Origin of the sequence: Senegalimassilia faecalis, from assembly GCF_004135645.1 — a bacterium.
GTDB lineage: Bacteria > Actinomycetota > Coriobacteriia > Coriobacteriales > Eggerthellaceae > Senegalimassilia > Senegalimassilia faecalis.
The window spans coordinates 748077-763393 of sequence record NZ_SDPW01000001.1 but is presented as its reverse complement, the minus strand read 5'-3'; the positions used below and the strand labels follow the sequence as shown (position 1 = coordinate 763393).

The window sequence follows — 15317 nt, the reverse complement described above, 5'->3', positions numbered from 1 at the left end:
ACGCCGGGAAACCTTGCAGTGTCACCGCGGCGCGCGCCGGTTTCAACGCGCGCGCCGCGGGCGGTGCCTATTCCTCGTCGGTGAGGACGTCGTCCAAAAACGCCTTGTCGGTGTTCAGGAAGCCATCGGTCAGATACGCCAGGCCCTGGTACAGGTCGGTTTTCGCGAAGCGCTTCATGTCGGCCGTCATCATGGGCACCCAGGACAGCAGGTGGTCTTCCAGGAAGTTCTGCTGCGTGGTCAGAAGCGCGGCGGCCTCGTCCTCGTCGCCGCGGCGCAGCGCCTCAACGGTGCGGTTGGCCAGAATCTGCTCGAACTCCAGCTCCAGCGCCACGTGGTCTTCGCCTTCCTTCCAGCTGTCCTGCTTGTCCAGGCCAGCGGAACGGTAGATGGCCAGCACCTCGTCGCGGGCGTCCTGCATGAGCAGGCGCTTCTCGGATGTGTACACGCTTTCGAACGGGTAAGCGGCCGAGAAGGCGTCCACGCCGTGGCCGATGAACACGCGCGTGTAGTCCACGGCCAGGTCGGTCAGGCTGTTCTCCCAGGTGTTAGACAGGTACTTCGCCAGGCGCAGGTAACCCTCGTCAACATCGGAGTTGCCCGTGGCGGCGGGGAAGCGCATACCGTGCAGCTGGTCAAGCAGTTCCTGGTCGATTTCCACGCGGAACAAGCGGCTGAGCAGGCCGTACGTTGCGGCACGCTGCTCAATCAGCTTGATAAGCTCGTCCATGGTTGCCTCTTCGGCGGTGTTGGTGTTCTCAGCCATGATTACTTCTCCTCGTATTCAGCCGTGGGCTCGTCCACGACATCTGCCAGCATTTCCAGGCCCTGCTTACCGATTTCGGTGGTAAACCACGCCTTGCGCCATTCAAGCGCGTCGCATTTCTCCAGCTTGTCCACGAAGTGCGGCGCGTACAGGCGCGGCTTCTGCACCAGCGGGTCGTTGTCCACAACGCCGTTGATGGTGGGCGTGGTGGCGCCGGACGCGTCGTTGCACAGCATTAGGATGCGCTTGTAGATGGTGGCGTACTTCGCGTCTTCCTCAAGCAGGGTGCGAAGGCGGTCGATGGGTTTGTCGGAATCAAGCTTTGCCTGGCCAGCCTCGGTGATGCGCCAGAACACCTCAACGGGTTCGGCGGCTTCCAGGTACTCCACGCCGTCCACGACGACGGTCTTCGGCTCGGTTTCAACCTCGTCGGCCGGCGTGCCGTCGGCGGTGACGCGCTCGATGGCGCCGGCGCGCTCAAGCAGGCTGCACAGGTTTGCGGCCGTGTACACGCTGAAGTTGTCTTCCTGCAGTTTGTCGACGTGCGCGTTCACGTCGGTGACGGTTTGCGGCTCTTCCACGAAGGTCAGGATGCCCAGCAGCACCTTGCGGCGCGGGGCCATGGATTTGAACAGGTCGTCGATGCGCTCTTCGGGCGTGCGCGTGTCGACGGGCTCGGCCGGCTGTTCGCCGGGCGTATCGGTTGCGGCGCTGATAGCAGCGATGTCGCCGCCCTCGTCCTCTTCTTCGTCGGCGCCGGTGTCCTCTAGCGGATCGAACTCATCAAGCTCGGAATCGAACAGATCGAAAGTGGAATCAGACATGCTCCGCCCCTCCCAGACATTGCTTACAACAAAACAAGCGCCAGCCCAAGCGGCTCGACGCTACAGTGCCGGCCCGTCAGGCCGACTCCGGGAACTTCACCCCTGAAGCTCCGACTTTTGCAAACATGTCTGCCGCGCGCCTCTCGCACGCAGGCGGACTCCCCACAACCGATGATAGGGGTGGCGCGCCGGCGGTGTCAAGGGTTGATTTCGCGCGGTTCGTTATGCTTTCTGCAGGATAAAAGCAAGCTTGTCCGCAACGCTTTCGGCAACTGGCGTTTGACAACGCGCCGGCGGTTGCGCGATACTTCGCGACGGGGTTTGGGGAAGAATCCAAGTGGAAGGCAGTACCGACGCGCGCGGGGGCGTGCGCGGTCCGCATTGCTCTCAGGAAAGGAAGATGAGCCATGACCGCTTTTATTCGACCCTCTTTAATTTTGCGTATGGACCTGGACGAACGTTTATTCAACGACGAGCAGGTTGCCGATATCAAGCGCTCGTATTCCTACGTGGCGCCGTCGCTGGTGCAGTCGCATGCGCCGGTCGATGAAGCGCGCGTGGAAAACATCATGCGCTTCATGATCAAGCTGCACCGCCCGTATTGGGACAAGTCCAACGCCGACGCCGAAGAGCTGTGGCAGGGCGTCATGCCGAAGTGGCTGCACAACATGTTCGCGAAGGTGTCGAACACCATCACGGCTGCTAACAACATCCACGCTGAAAACGGCGAGCCGGCGTTTCCGTATCACTGGCTTGAGCTGGAGTTCGGCGACAACGCGCTTATGGCGGTGAAGACGGGCAGCGACTCGTCGTTCCCGGCCGAGGGCGTGGACATGGTCGAGCGCGTGCGCGACCTTATGAACGAGGGCGCGCTGGGCGAAGGCATCGCGTGCGTGCGCATCCCGTCGCGCGCCAGCTACGAGGCGCAGTTGGCCGCCGCCGAGGCGGCGCAGGCGCAAGCCGAGGCCGATCAGGCCGCTGGGGTTACGGAAGAGCAGGCTGCCGAGGTCGACGAAGCTGCAGTTCAGGAAGCCGTTGCGGCCGTCGATGTCGTTGCCGAGGGCGAGGCCGCTGAGTTTGCTGAGGCCGGCGAGGCAGATGCGGCCGAGCAGCCCGAGCCCGCGTTTGCGGCTCCGGTGCTCCCCGCGTTCGACGTGGACTACGGCACGTGGGGCATCGAGTACGCCGACGGCACCGTGCGCGAGTTCGACGCCGCAACGGGCGCGTTCAAGTAGCGCATTCGCGAAGGCAGGGCAGTCAGCCTCTGCCTTCGCGCTGTTTGCCGGCGTTAACGTTTCGGGTCGTGGGGGCGACTGGTGTGGGGAACCGCTATACTGGCGGTTTGCAAGGGGGTAGACGAGAAAGGGGCAGCAATGCCAAGTGCAAAGAATTTCTTCGGTCTGCTCGAAAAACTGCAGAGCGCCGATATCACGGTTCACCAGAACCGCTGCGCCGTTGTGCGCAATCGTAACGCAAAATGCCTGAAATGCGCCGAAGTGTGCACGTCAGGCTGCATTTCTTATGAGGACAACGAGCTGATCATCTCGCCGGAAAAGTGCATCGGCTGCGGCACGTGCGCCACCGTGTGCCCGACGTGCGCGCTTGAGGCGCACCGTCCCAACGACGCCGAGTTGCTGCATCAGTGCATCCAGGCTATGCGTGCCGCCGATGGTGAGGTCATCATCGCGTGCGAGCAGATCGTGAATGCCGCCGAAGGTCTGATCGACCGCACGAAGGTCGTGCCCGTCACGTGCCTGGGCCGCGTCGAGGAAAGCCTGCTCACCACGCTGGCCGTTGCCGGCGCCAAGCACGTCAGCCTTGTTGAGGGCAAGTGCGGCGAATGCCCGCACGCCACCGGCTTCCACATGGCCGAGCAGGTGCGCGACACCGCCAATACGCTGCTGGAAACCTGGAACAACGGCATGCGCGTTGACCTGGTAGCCAAGTTCCCGCGCTGCGCGCGCCTGGAGGGCAAGGCCAGTTTCGACGCCGACAAGCGCCACTTCTTCGAGGAAATGAAGTCCGAGGCCAAAACGGCTGCCGGCACCACGGCCGACTTCGCCGTCAAGGAAACGCTGGGCATCGAGGACAAGCCCGAGTCGCGCTTCCAGAAGGTTATGGAAGACGGCACGCTGCCGCATTTCATCCCCGATCGCCGCGAGCTTTTGCTGAACAGCCTGGCCAGCCTGGGCGAGCCGCAGGACGTCATGATCGAGACGCGTCTGTGGGGCCACGTCATCATCGACCCGGACAAATGCAGCAGCTGCCAGATGTGCGCCACGTTCTGCCCGACGGGCGCCATCAGCAAGTTCACTGACGAGGACGGAACGTTCGGCGTCGAGCACTTCCCGGGCGATTGCGTGAAGTGCCGTTGCTGCACCGACATCTGCCCGAAGCAGGCACTGACGCTGTCCGACGAGGTGTTCGCCGTCGACTTGCTGTCGGGCGCGGTGGAACGCTACGAGATGAAGCCGCTGGCGCACCCCATAGGCGACCCGCACCAGATTTGGCACACCATGAAAGACCTGCTCGGCTGCGACCAGGTTTACGAACGCTAGAGCCGCAGGCTGCAAGCGGAATCACAAATTGCAAGCAGAAGGAAGGTCGTCCGGGTGGGCGGCCTTCCTTGCGTTGGACCTCCCGGGCACGTTTTTGAACTTTCCGAGTCTTGTGACAGTCGCTTCCGGGTTTTTGGCACGTTTTCGAACTTTCCGAATCTCGTTCCCGCTAGTATCCGCTGATTAGCTACGGAAAATCGCAAAACGTGCCAAAAAGGTTTGATTGCAGATGGATAAAGGCTCGGAAAGCTCAAAAACATGCCAAAAGAAAGCTCTCGAATGACTTTGGATTCGGAAAGCTCGGAAACGTGCCAACGTAAAGCCTTTTCAGCCCGCTTTCAGGGTTCACCGTATACTGTTGGGTGAACGATTGCGCCTTCCCATGTCGTTTGCTTGCTGACGTTCGGTTGGCGCGGCACGGCTGGCGGGGCATTCGCGCTTGGCTTGGCGCGAACTTGCGGTAACGAAAGGCACACCATGCAGATTCTCATCGTGGAAGACGACGTACGCCTGGCGCAGGCGCTTGCGCATATCTTGACGGAAAACCACTACGGCGTCGACGTGGTGCACAACGGCGCCGATGGCCTGGCGTATGCGGAAAGCGGCATCTATGACGTGGTCATCCTTGACGTCATGCTGCCGAAAATGGACGGCTTCACCGTGGTGGCCGAGCTGCGCCGCAAAAGCGTCAGCACGCCGGTGCTGCTGCTGACGGCGCGCGACGCCGTGCCCGACAAGATCACCGGCCTTGACAGCGGGGCCGACGACTACATGACCAAGCCGTTTAGCCCCGCCGAGCTGCTGGCGCACTTGCGTGCGCTCACGCGTCGCCAGGGCGAGGTGGTGCTCGAAAAGCTTGCGGCGGGCGACTTGTCGCTGAACCTGGAAAGCTACGACCTGACGTGCGGACAGAAGACCATCCACCTGTCGTACAAGGAGTTTTCCCTGGCGAAAGTGCTTATGAGCAACCCGGGCCAAGTGGTGTCGAAAGAGCTGCTTATCGAGCGGGTGTGGGGCATCGAGTCCACGGCCGAGGACAACAACGTGGAAGCCTACGTCAGCTTCCTGCGCAAAAAGATGCGCTTCCTGGGATCGAAAGCGTGCATCGAGACCATCCGCAAGGCTGGTTATCGGCTTGCCGTCGACGGCCAGTCTGCGGCGTAAGGCGGCGCGCGCATGCTGAAGAAGCTCCGCATCAAGTTCATCGCCCTGAATATGATCACCGTTGCCGTGGTGCTGACGGCGGTGTTTGCCACCATTTGCGTGGTGAACTACCAGCAAAGCGTGGCGGTGGTTGAGGCCACGCTGAACGACGTGGTGAACCAGGCGTCCGATCATCAGGGAAAACAGCAGCCGGGCAAAGATGGCCAGCCGGGCAAAGACGGCCAGCCCGATGGAGGCGCGGCTCCGGAGGGCGAGGGTCCTTCGGCCGATCAGGCCGCCGCAAGCGGGGAAGGCGGCCAGCCTGCCGCCGCGGCGCAAACGCCTGACGGCGGCTCGGCTTCGGCCGCCTCTTCTTCTGACGCGACGGGCAAGGATTCTCCTACCGCAACCGGCGCTGGCGCAAGCACGTTTACCGCTGGCGTTGCCGATGATGCGGACGGGTTCGGCGGGCCCACCATCGGCGGGCGCGACAAGGGCGGCGGCCAGGTTATTCCCGTGGCGCTGTTTACGGTAGACGCCAACGGTGTCACGGCGGCGTCGGGTCGCTTCAACACGGCATCCATCAGCGACGACGTGCTTGAGCAGGCGGGCGCCGAGCTTGCCGATGCCGCCGAGGGCTTCGGCAAGCTTTCCGATTCCGGCCTGTTCTACTTGAAGCGTCAGGCGGGCGGCGACATGTATCTGGCGTTCGCCGACATCAGCTCGGCGCGGGGCTGGGAAAGCCTTGCGGCAACGCTGGCTGTCATCGAGGTTGCCACGCTGGCCGTGTTCTTCGTCATCAGCCTGTTCTTCAGCCGCTGGGCGCTTGGCCCCGTGGCGCGTGCATGGGTGCAGCAGCGCCGGTTCGTGGCCGACGCCAGCCACGACCTGAAAACGCCGCTTACCGTAATCCTGGCGAATACGTCCATTGCCCTTGAGCACCCCGAGCGCAGCGTTGCCAGCCAAAGCCAGTGGCTTGAAAGCACGCAGCACGAGGCCGAGGCCATGCAGGGCCTGGTGGGCGATTTGCTGGAGCTGGCGAAGATGGACGAGGAAGAGGCCGCCGCAGGCGCGGGAGCGCCGCGGGCGAATTTCGAGCCCGTTGACCTGTCCGACCTGGTAGAAGGCGAGCTTTTGCAGTTCGAGTCCGTGGCGTTCGAGCGCGGCGTGCAGCTGGAATCGTACGTGCAACCCGGCATCTCGCTTTCCGGCAACAAGCAGCGCTTGCGCCGGCTGGCGGGCACGCTTATCGACAACGCGTGCAAGTACGTTGACGAAGGCGGCGCAGTGGAAGTAACGCTTTCGGAGACGGGCAAGCACGCGAAGCTTACGGTGCGCAATACCGGTGCGCCTATTGCGCCCGAAGACCTGCCGCATGTGTTCGATCGCTTCTATCGCGCGGACAAGGCGCGCACCAGCGGCGCGGGCGGCCATGGCCTGGGGCTCGCCATCGCGCGCGCCATCGCCGAAGAGCATCGCGGCACGTTAACGGTTGCCAGCACGCAAGAGGCGGGCACCACGTTCACGGCAACGCTTCCAATAAAGTAAGAGCTGCGGAGGTGCAGGCTGCCCGGACATCATTTAGTGCTGGCCGGGCGGTGGGGCGACGGGGCACCTGATGACGCTGCGACACCAGGCGCCCCGTCGTTTCGGGTCCTTTGTCGCTCCTGTCTCCTCGTCGCATTGCATCCCCGCGGTACCCACTTTCCGCTTACCGCGTTGCTTTCGTGGATGCCCGGCGGGCGGGCGCATCGGTGCTATCATACGTGTTTACTTGCAAATCACGGAACAAGCGAGGCCATCCATGCTTTTGTGCGCGCAGTACGTGCTTCCCATCACTTCGGAGCCCATCCACAACGGCGCCGTGCTCGTTCGCGACGGCGTTATCCGCGACGTCGGAACCGCCGCCATGCTCAAGTTGCGCTATCCCGACGAGGAAACGTCCGATTATGGCCAGGCGGCGCTGCTGCCCGGTTTCGTCGACCTGCACACGCACCTGGAAAACGCCGTGCTGCGCGGCATCGTGCACGACGTGCCCTACGCAACGTGGATTATGACCATGCGCGAGCTGTCCGCGAAGCTCGATGTGGCCGACTGGTACGACTCGGCCGTCCTTGGCGGCCTGGAAGCGCTTTCCAGCGGCATCACCACCGTCGCTGACATCACGGCGTCGGGCGCCAGCTGCACGGCCACGCAGAAGCTCGGCATGCGCAGCGTCATCTACCGTGAGGTCGGCGCCATGGATCGCCGCCGTGTGGATTTCGCCATGCACCAGGCCGAAAACGACCTCATGCACTGGCGCGAAGAGGTTGATTCCAGCCGCGTCACCATCGGCCTTTCGCCGTCGGCCGTGTTCGCGTGCCATCCCGAGATGTTCCGTAAGGTGGCGCAGTTCGCCAAAAAGGAGAACGTGCCCGTTGCGCTGCGCCTGGCCGGCGATCGCGAGGAATGCGATTTCGTGCGCTACGGATCCTCGCCGTTTTCCGTGCACTCCATGGACACCAAGCGCGGCTTCGTGGAGATTCCGCCGTGGTTGCCCACGGGCACCACGCCGGTGAACTACGCGCTGAACTGGGGCGCGTTCGAAAGCGACAACGTCATGATGGTGCACGGCGTTTACGTCAGCGGCCACGACATTCGCAAGCTGAAGGAATACGACGTATCCATTGCCAGCTGCCCGCGCATCAACGCGCAGCTGGGCATGGGCGTGGCCCCGCTGAGCGAGTTTTTGAACAACGGCCTGCGCGTGGGCCTGGGCACCGACAGCCCCGCTGCCACCGACTCCACCGACATGATCGCCGAGATGCACATCGGCATGCTGCTGCAGCGCGCCGTGAACTCGCGCGAGTTCATGCAGTCGGAAACCATGCTGGAGATGGCCACCATGGGCGGCGCTCGCGCGCTGAAGATCGACGACAAGGTGGGCAGCCTTGACGTGGGCAAGCAGGCCGACGTCATTGCCGTCGACCTGTCCGGTTCGCATCAAACGCCCACCACCGACCCCGTTTCCTCGGTGGTCAATGCCTGCAACGGCTCCGATGTGATGATGACCATGGTTGCCGGCAAGGTGCTGTACGAGAAGAACCATTGGCACGTGGGCGTGGAAGTGGCGCGCAACATCGCTCGCGTCATCGAGATTCGCAGCAAGTTGAGGTAGGACATGGGAACGAATCAAAAGCTTACGGCAAAGCAGAAGTCCGAGCGCATCAAGGCTGCTCAGGAACGTGAACGCAAGGAGAAGGCCCGCCGTGAGCGCGCCGAGCGCACGAAGAAGATCTTCACCATTGTCGTGTGCGTCATCCTGGTGCTGGCGTTGGGCATTCCCACCATCGCGCTGTCCGTGCTGTCCATGTAGGCAACGCGTGTCCAAGTTGCACGTTGCGGGCGCCCCGTCGTTTTCGGCGGGGCGCCCGTTTTGCGTTTCGCCGTGCCTTTGCGTTTACGCGTTCTTGTCGTTGCGATTTGCATCCCCGCGGTCTACGCTTGCGATTGCGGGCTGGCGGCTCGCTTCGCCTTTGCACGTGCGGCGCCCATTCGTCGCTTAGTGCCTTGCGCGCCGAAAAGTTCGCCAAATTCCCCAGGAATACTTTTTCTGTAGAGGACTTGCGCTCGAAGGCGCTGCGGGCGAATGTGCTACTATAAATGGCTGTTGTTGTGCGCTTCGCTGGCGCCCCAACGGACGTAGTGGACATCTTACAAAGGGGATTGCTTTGTTTGGTATCGGTGGATTTGAGTTATTCCTCATTCTGCTGTTCGGATTTCTGCTGTTCGGTCCCGACAAGCTGCCTGCCATGGCAAAAACGTTGGGCAAGGCAATCGGCAAATTCCGCAACGCGCAGGAGGAAATGAACAAGGTTATCAAGAACGAGGTGTACGACCCCGATTCCGACGAACCGTTCAAGAACCCGCTTGACGTTATGGAAAAGGCCGCCGACGCGGGCAAGAAGGCCGCGAATGGTGCCAGCAAGGCGGTGAACAGCGCTAGCAAGGCCGTGCAGGCAACGCATTCCGCACCTTCGAAGGCCGCTTCCCAGCAGCCGCGCACCGTTGCGAAGCAGGAAAGCTTCAGCGAGCGCAAGGCCCGCTACGACCGCGAGCGCGCTGCCAAGCAGGCCGCCGATGCCGAGAAGGCCGAAGCTGCCAAGCAGGCCGCCCTTGCCGCCGCCGACGCGAAGTCCACCGAGGCCGCAACGCCTGCCGCCGCCCCGGCTTCTGCAGCACCTGCTGCCAACCAGTCCGCATCTACCGAAGCAAAGGGGGAATAACCGATGCCTATCGGACCGGCGCGTATGCCCCTTTTCGATCACTTGGGCGAGCTGCGCATGCGCTTGGTGCGCATTGTCGTGTGCCTGCTCATCGGCGTGTGCGTGTTCTACTTCGCCACGCCTACCATGGGTCAGTTCCTCATGATCCCCATCGCCGACTACCTGCCGAAGGGTCCCGACGGCTTGCCGTCGTTCATGGCCATCGACCCGTTCGAAGCGTTCGGCACTCGCTTCAAGATTTCCATTTGGGCGGCCATCGTGGCCTGTTCGCCGGTTATCTTGTGGCAGCTGCTGGCGTTTTTCCTGCCGGCGCTTAAGCCCAACGAGCGCAAGTGGTTTATCCCCACGTTCGTTGCCGCCGTGGCGCTGTTCATTGTGGGCGTAGTGTTTTGCTATTGCATCATCCTGAACCCGGCGTTCCAGTGGTTGACCGACCAGGCGCTTGGCCTGGGCACCGTTACGCCGCGCATGTCTACGTATGTGGACATCATCATCAAGTTCCTGCTAGGCTTCGGCGTTGCCTTCGAGCTGCCGCTGATCATCTTCTACCTGGTGGTGTTCAACGTGGTGCCGTACAAGAAACTGCGCAACAGCTGGCGCGGCATCTATGTTGGCCTGCTGGTGTTCTGCGCCATCATCACGCCTGACGCTTCGCCGGTCACCATGGCGCTCATGTTCGCTGCGCTGATCGTGCTGTACGAGGTGTCGCTGCTGTTGGCGCGCGTGGCGCTGCGCAACCGCATCAAGAAGCAGAACGACGAGCTGGCAAAGGAAGAGGCCGAGGAAGCCGGCATCAACAAGCCGAAAACGCTGAAGGCCGTCAAGCGCAAGTAGCCAGGTCGCAGGCTTCGCAAACTTGCCTGCTGTTTTACCGCTTGCTGTTACTGATTGTTCCGGAAGCCCGTGCAAACGCACGGGCTTCCGTGCGTTTCGGTGCTTTGCAGGGATTCGCGGGGCGTATTGCTGTTGATGGGCTAGTATGGATGCGTATCATCCGTGCGCGGCTTGGGGCCGCGCGCATCGCGTGTGCAAAGGAGCATCATGCACGAACTGGGAATCATGACGGGCGTCATGGACGCAGTGGAGCAAACTGCTGCGCAAGCCGGTGCCACGAAGGTGCTGAAGGTGGTGCTGTCCATCGGCGAGATGACCGAGGCCATCGAGGACTCGTTGCGCTTCGCGTTCGAGGTGCTGACGGAAGGTACCATCAGCGAGGGCGCGGAGCTTGACATCAATATCGTGAAGCCGAAAAGCCGCTGCCTTGACTGTGGTGCCGAGTACGAGCACGACCGCTTCCACATGATGTGCCCGAAGTGCGGCAGCTACGCCACGCAGCTGATTGCCGGACGCGAGATGCAAATCGATTCCATCGAGGTCGATTTGCCCGACGACTAGCGCTTTGGCGTCGCTACAAGATTTTACTTTGCGGGCGTTGGAGCGCTCGCGCCGGGTTTTGCGCCTTGGCTTGTGGCGGTGTTGTCGTGGCGGGGCTGGGCGCTAAGCTTGTGGCCCGATTTGCTGCGCGGGCGCCTTTGGCTGCTTCGTTGAGAGCTGCTTGGGCAGAGGTTCGCCGCATGCTTTTTGCACTATTCGCCATCACCAGGAAGGAGCGCCGTGCGTATGGATACGAAGCAATCTGCTTTCATCAAAAGCGATCAAATGGCGGCCGCTTTGCGCCGTCGCTTCGCCGAGCACCACGTGTACCTGCTTGACCTGCTGGCCAGCCCCGGTTCGGGCAAAACGTCCACCATCCTGGCCACTATCGAGGCTCTGCGCGACGAGTTCAACATCGCCGTGGTTGAAAGCGAAAAAGCCAGCAACGCGGATGTTGAGCGCATCAAGGCGCAGGGCATCGCGGCCGTGCGGGTTGACGTGGACGGCGCGTGCTGCCTGGACGCCGAAGCGCTCAACTGTGCCGTCGGTGAGCTGGATTTTGCCCGCCTTGACCTGGTGATCGTGGAGAACGCGGGCAGCCTGGCGCGTCCCGCCGACTTCGACCTGGGCGAGAACGCGAAGGCGGTGATCTTGTCTGTGTCCGAAGGCGACGCCAAGCCGCTGGAATGTCCGGGCGCATTTCGCGCGTCGCAGGCCGTGGTGTTGAACAAGGTGGACACCGTGGCGGCGTTTGGCTTCGATTGCCAGGCGTTTTGCGAAAACGTGCGCCAGGCTAACCCGCAGGCGCCCATTTTCCCGATTGCGGCCACGAAAGGCGATGGCGTGGAGGAATGGGCCACATGGCTGGCCGAGCAGATTCGCGCCATCCAGTAGCATTTTTCAACATATTCAAGCCTGGTGGGCGGTGCGTCTGCCACGCCCACGCTTGAAAACGGCTGCTGTACGTCAACTATCAGCAGGTGCAGGTCATGTCCACCATCCTGGTGGTGGGGCTTTCGCCGCTGACGAAGGTGGCAACGGCGGACGAAAACCAAGCCAGCACGCAAAGCGCCCAGGGGCAGCTGCCAAGCGGCATGTACTGGTACAACCAGGGTATCGTGTTCGGCAACAACACCGACGCGTTCAAGCTGTATTCTGAGAACATCAACAAGCATGATGTCATTAAATTCAAGAATAGTCGGGTGACGGGTGGCTCTGAGGTGACGTTCCCGCGTACCATCGCGCAGGACCTCGATACCGCCAACGCCCCGTTCATCGACATGAACTAAGTGAAGGCGGAAACAACCGCGCTGTCCGGTACGTTGAGCGCGCACGAGGATGCGGGCGCAACGTACGACTTCGCCGACCAGAACAAGAAGACCATCACCTACACGAAGGGGAAGGGCTGCGGTACGTTCATCGGCGACGGCATCAGCGTGAAGAAGGCGTGGAATGACGAGAACGACGTGGACGGTCTGCGTCCGGCATCGGTGACAGCCGAGCTATGCTACGTGAACGAGGCTGGTGAAACGCCGCAAGCGCTAAAGGATTCGCAAGTGCAGAAGGCCCCGGCAGCGGGCCCTTTTGTGTATGCTTTTCGTCCTGTTGCCAAGCTGTGGGCGTTTCGCAATAGCCCGGAAACATGGCTTGGGCATACTAGCACGTGAAGGAATTCCGCTTGCGCTGAAAGGACGGCTTATGCGAGCGAACGATATGTACCAGGCGTGCGCCGAAGCGCTGCGCGCCTATGCGGAAGGCGCCGGCTTCACCGACATGGTGGTGGGGCTTTCCGGCGGCATCGACTCGAGCGTCATCGCCACGCTGTGCGCCGACGTGTTCGGCCCCGAGCATGTGCACGGCGTCATGCTTCCGGGCCCGTACTCCACCGACCACTCGCTTGACGATGCGCGCGAGCTGGCGGAGAGCCTGGGCATAGAAACACACGTCGTGTCCATCTGCGAGCCGTTCGAGGCGTTCGAGGCGGTGCTGCGCCGTTCGGGCTGCGGCAAGCTGGCCGGCACGGCGTCGGAGAACACCCAGGCGCGCTGCCGCACCGTCGTGCTTATGGCGCTTTCGAACGCGAACAACTGGATGCTGGTGAACACGGGCAACCGCAGCGAGTCCATGATGGGCTACTCCACGCTGTACGGCGACACGGCCGGCGCGTTCGCCCCTATCGGCGGCCTGTACAAAACCGACGTGTACGCCATTGCCCGCTGGCGCAACGAGCGCGCCGAGCGCGACCGGCAGGTGCCGCCCATCCCCCAGCACGTGCTGGTGAAGCCGCCCAGTGCCGAGCTTGCCCCCGGCCAGGAGGACGAGAAGTCCATGGGCATCGACTACGCCACGCTTGACCGCATGCTCATCGCGCACTACGAGCACGGCGTAAACGAGAACGGCCTGGTGGAAGCCGGGTTCAATCGCGCCGACGTCGAGCGCGTGCTGGCGAAGGTGGAGTCGCAGGCGTTCAAGCGCGCCCTCGAGCCGCCGTTCCCGGACACGAAGTTCTACGACTAGGTGTGCGGCTGCGCATCGTCCCGCGCAAGGCGTGCCGGGCGATGCGCGTGATGCGTGTGCTTTGGGGTGGGAGAGTGGTCACGTGCGATTCCGCGAACGCGCGGCGGTTGGCTTGTCAGCGCGGCCTCGCGCAAGCGGGGCGCACCCGGCCCCGCGCCCATGCGCTGGCTGTGCGCCTTTGGCGCGAATATCTGACGCATTTCGGAAGGGGCGGGCGCAGGCCTGCCCCTTCGGCGTTACCATGGCTTCGATAACCAACCAAACGGCGGCCCGCTTTTTCTTGCAGGCCGCCGTTTGCCGGCTGAAAGGCTTACTTGCATGCAGCGTCGAGCGTTCTTCAAGCTTGTGGGCGCGGCCGCGGCCGTCGCGGCGGTGCCGGCGTTTTCCGCTTGTTCGGCGGTGTCGACCCCGTCGGCCGAGGGCACGGGCGTGCTCGGCCAGCCCGCGGTGTCGTTTTCCGCGTCCGTGGACGTGCTGATCCTGGGCAGCGGCGTGGCAGGGCTTTCGGCCGCCATGGACCCGGCCGAGGCGGGGCTTTCGGTCATGGTGGCCGAAAAGCTTGACGTGCTGGGCGGCGAAAGCTATGAGTCGAACGCCGTCATGGACGTGGTGGGCAGCAAGGTGCAGAAAGATGCCGGCATCACGGAAAGCTGCGACGACGTGTGGCCCAGCCGTCGCGAAACGCTGAGGGCCGCGGGCGTGACCGACCTCGATTTCGCGAAACGCCTGTTCTACGCCGCGCCCGAGTGGGTCGACCGCATGCGCGACTCGTATGGCGCGCAGTTCGACGACCCCGCCACGTACACGGCCAACGAGGCGAACCGCCGCCGCGTGCTGCCGAAAAACGGCATCGGCGACACGGAAAGCATCATGATGCCGCTGCGCGACAAGCTGTCCAGCAAAGGCGTGCAATTCTCCACGGGCTATTGCGCCAGCGCGTTCATCCTTGACGAGGACAACCACGTGTGCGGCGTGCGCTTCGTCACGGGCAAGGAAGCCCCCACGGTCACCGACGTGCATGCGCGCGCCGTGGTGGTTGCCACGGGCGGGTTCGCCAGCAATCAGGCGTTGGTGCGCGACTACCTGCCCGCGTGGCAGCGCGTGGGGTGCTACACGGCTGCGTCCATGGGCGAGGGCCACAAGCTGTGCCAGGCGCTGGGCGCCAAGCTGGCCGACATGGCCGTTACCCCGTCGCTGACCAGTGATTTACCGCCCGCGGCGGCGTGGAGCATGTTCGCGGTGACGCTGGTGGTGGACGCGCAGGGCAACCGCTTCGCCAGCGAGGACTACATGCGCACGCTGGCCGCAACGTGCTTCTCCGAAGAGCGCGGCTACTTCTGGACCATCTTCGACGGGCGCATCTCCGAAAGCGGGCAGTCGCGCAGCGCGGCGCAGATCACGGCGAAAAACGCTTCGCGCGTGGTGGGCCCGTGCCAAACGGTGGAGGAGCTGGCGGGCAACATGGGCGTGTCCGAAGACGTGCTGAAAAAGACGTGGGACCGCTATTCCAGTATGGTCAGCGCCGGCAAAGACTCCGATTTCGGGCGCCTGCAGTTCCTGGACGACCTGAAGCCACCTTATTATGCGCTCAAGCAGTTCCCCGTGCGCTTCCGCACGCGCGGCGGCGCGGTGGTGGACGAAAACGGCCGGCTGCTCGACGGCGCCGGCAAGGCCATCCCGGGCGTGTACTGCTGCGGCGCGGCGGCGCAAGGCGGCGGCGAAAGCCTGACCACGAACGGCGCGTTCGGCATTTTCACGGGAAAGGCCGTCGCGTCAGACCTGGGCGCGGCATAAAGGTGGCATGCGGTTCGGAATACGCTTGGCGGCGTATGGCGCGCGGCCGGGCGCGTGGCTTACTATGGGGCCATGG

Annotated in this window: 16 protein-coding genes; 14 read left to right on the top strand and 2 right to left on the bottom strand. The window is 63.0% G+C overall.

Annotated elements, in window-relative coordinates; genetic code table 11:
* Window positions 1-67: 67 nt before the first annotated feature.
* Together ET524_RS03320 and ET524_RS03315 are read right to left on the bottom strand one after the other, a co-directional pair.
* Window positions 68-766: a TorD/DmsD family molecular chaperone gene (locus ET524_RS03320; protein ID WP_129423331.1), complete on the bottom strand. Its 699-nt coding sequence runs from the start codon at window positions 764-766 to the stop codon at window positions 68-70.
* 2 nt (window positions 767-768) lie between these two features.
* Window positions 769-1590, bottom strand: a complete 822-nt coding sequence (locus tag ET524_RS03315) for a hypothetical protein (RefSeq protein ID WP_129423330.1) — start codon at window positions 1588-1590, stop codon at window positions 769-771.
* Window positions 1591-1997: 407 nt separating this feature from the next.
* Here ET524_RS03315 and ET524_RS03310 point away from each other — a divergent pair, with 407 nt between their 5' ends.
* The 14 genes from ET524_RS03310 to ET524_RS03245 all read left to right on the top strand — a co-directional run bounded on the left by ET524_RS03310 (window position 1998) and on the right by ET524_RS03245 (window position 15241).
* Entirely contained in the window at window positions 1998-2825 is an 828-nt protein-coding gene (locus ET524_RS03310; RefSeq protein ID WP_129423329.1) for a hypothetical protein, read from the top strand.
* Between the two features lie 138 nt (window positions 2826-2963).
* Entirely contained in the window at window positions 2964-4148 is a 1185-nt protein-coding gene (locus ET524_RS03305) for a 4Fe-4S binding protein (protein WP_129423328.1), read from the top strand.
* A gap of 477 nt (window positions 4149-4625) precedes the next feature.
* A complete protein-coding gene (locus ET524_RS03300) occupies window positions 4626-5312 on the top strand; it encodes a response regulator transcription factor (RefSeq protein ID WP_129423327.1) in 687 nt (228 codons plus the stop codon).
* 12 nt (window positions 5313-5324) lie between these two features.
* Window positions 5325-6839 (top strand): sensor histidine kinase, encoded by a 1515-nt coding sequence (locus tag ET524_RS03295; protein ID WP_201738634.1) that lies wholly within the window; start codon window positions 5325-5327, stop codon window positions 6837-6839.
* 256 nt (window positions 6840-7095) lie between these two features.
* Window positions 7096-8448 (top strand): amidohydrolase family protein, encoded by a 1353-nt coding sequence (locus tag ET524_RS03290; RefSeq protein ID WP_129423326.1) that lies wholly within the window; start codon window positions 7096-7098, stop codon window positions 8446-8448.
* A 3-nt stretch (window positions 8449-8451) separates the two neighbouring features.
* Window positions 8452-8646 carry a CASC3 protein CASC3 gene (locus tag ET524_RS03285; RefSeq protein ID WP_129423325.1) on the top strand — a complete coding sequence of 65 codons (195 nt, stop codon included), beginning with the start codon at window positions 8452-8454 and terminating at the stop codon, window positions 8644-8646.
* Between the two features lie 355 nt (window positions 8647-9001).
* Window positions 9002-9556, top strand: coding sequence for a Sec-independent protein translocase subunit TatA/TatB (locus ET524_RS03280; protein ID WP_129423324.1), 555 nt, complete (start codon window positions 9002-9004; stop codon window positions 9554-9556).
* 3 nt (window positions 9557-9559) lie between these two features.
* Window positions 9560-10390, top strand: a complete 831-nt coding sequence (gene tatC / locus ET524_RS03275) for a twin-arginine translocase subunit TatC (protein ID WP_129423323.1) — start codon at window positions 9560-9562, stop codon at window positions 10388-10390.
* 207 nt (window positions 10391-10597) lie between these two features.
* Window positions 10598-10951 (top strand): hydrogenase maturation nickel metallochaperone HypA, encoded by a 354-nt coding sequence (gene hypA, locus ET524_RS03270; protein ID WP_129423322.1) that lies wholly within the window; start codon window positions 10598-10600, stop codon window positions 10949-10951.
* Between the two features lie 225 nt (window positions 10952-11176).
* Window positions 11177-11824 (top strand): hydrogenase nickel incorporation protein HypB, encoded by a 648-nt coding sequence (gene hypB, locus ET524_RS03265; protein ID WP_201738633.1) that lies wholly within the window; start codon window positions 11177-11179, stop codon window positions 11822-11824.
* A gap of 95 nt (window positions 11825-11919) precedes the next feature.
* On the top strand, window positions 11920-12219 hold the full coding sequence (locus ET524_RS03260; protein ID WP_129423320.1) for a hypothetical protein: 300 nt from the start codon (window positions 11920-11922) through the stop codon (window positions 12217-12219).
* A complete protein-coding gene (locus tag ET524_RS03255; RefSeq protein ID WP_129423319.1) occupies window positions 12220-12597 on the top strand; it encodes a Cna B-type domain-containing protein in 378 nt (125 codons plus the stop codon).
* A 31-nt stretch (window positions 12598-12628) separates the two neighbouring features.
* The gene (nadE, locus tag ET524_RS03250; RefSeq protein WP_129423318.1) at window positions 12629-13447 is read left to right on the top strand and encodes an NAD(+) synthase; all 819 of its coding nucleotides are present in this window, start codon (window positions 12629-12631) and stop codon (window positions 13445-13447) included.
* 318 nt (window positions 13448-13765) lie between these two features.
* Window positions 13766-15241 (top strand): FAD-dependent oxidoreductase, encoded by a 1476-nt coding sequence (locus ET524_RS03245; RefSeq protein WP_129423317.1) that lies wholly within the window; start codon window positions 13766-13768, stop codon window positions 15239-15241.
* Window positions 15242-15317 lie beyond the last annotated feature (76 nt).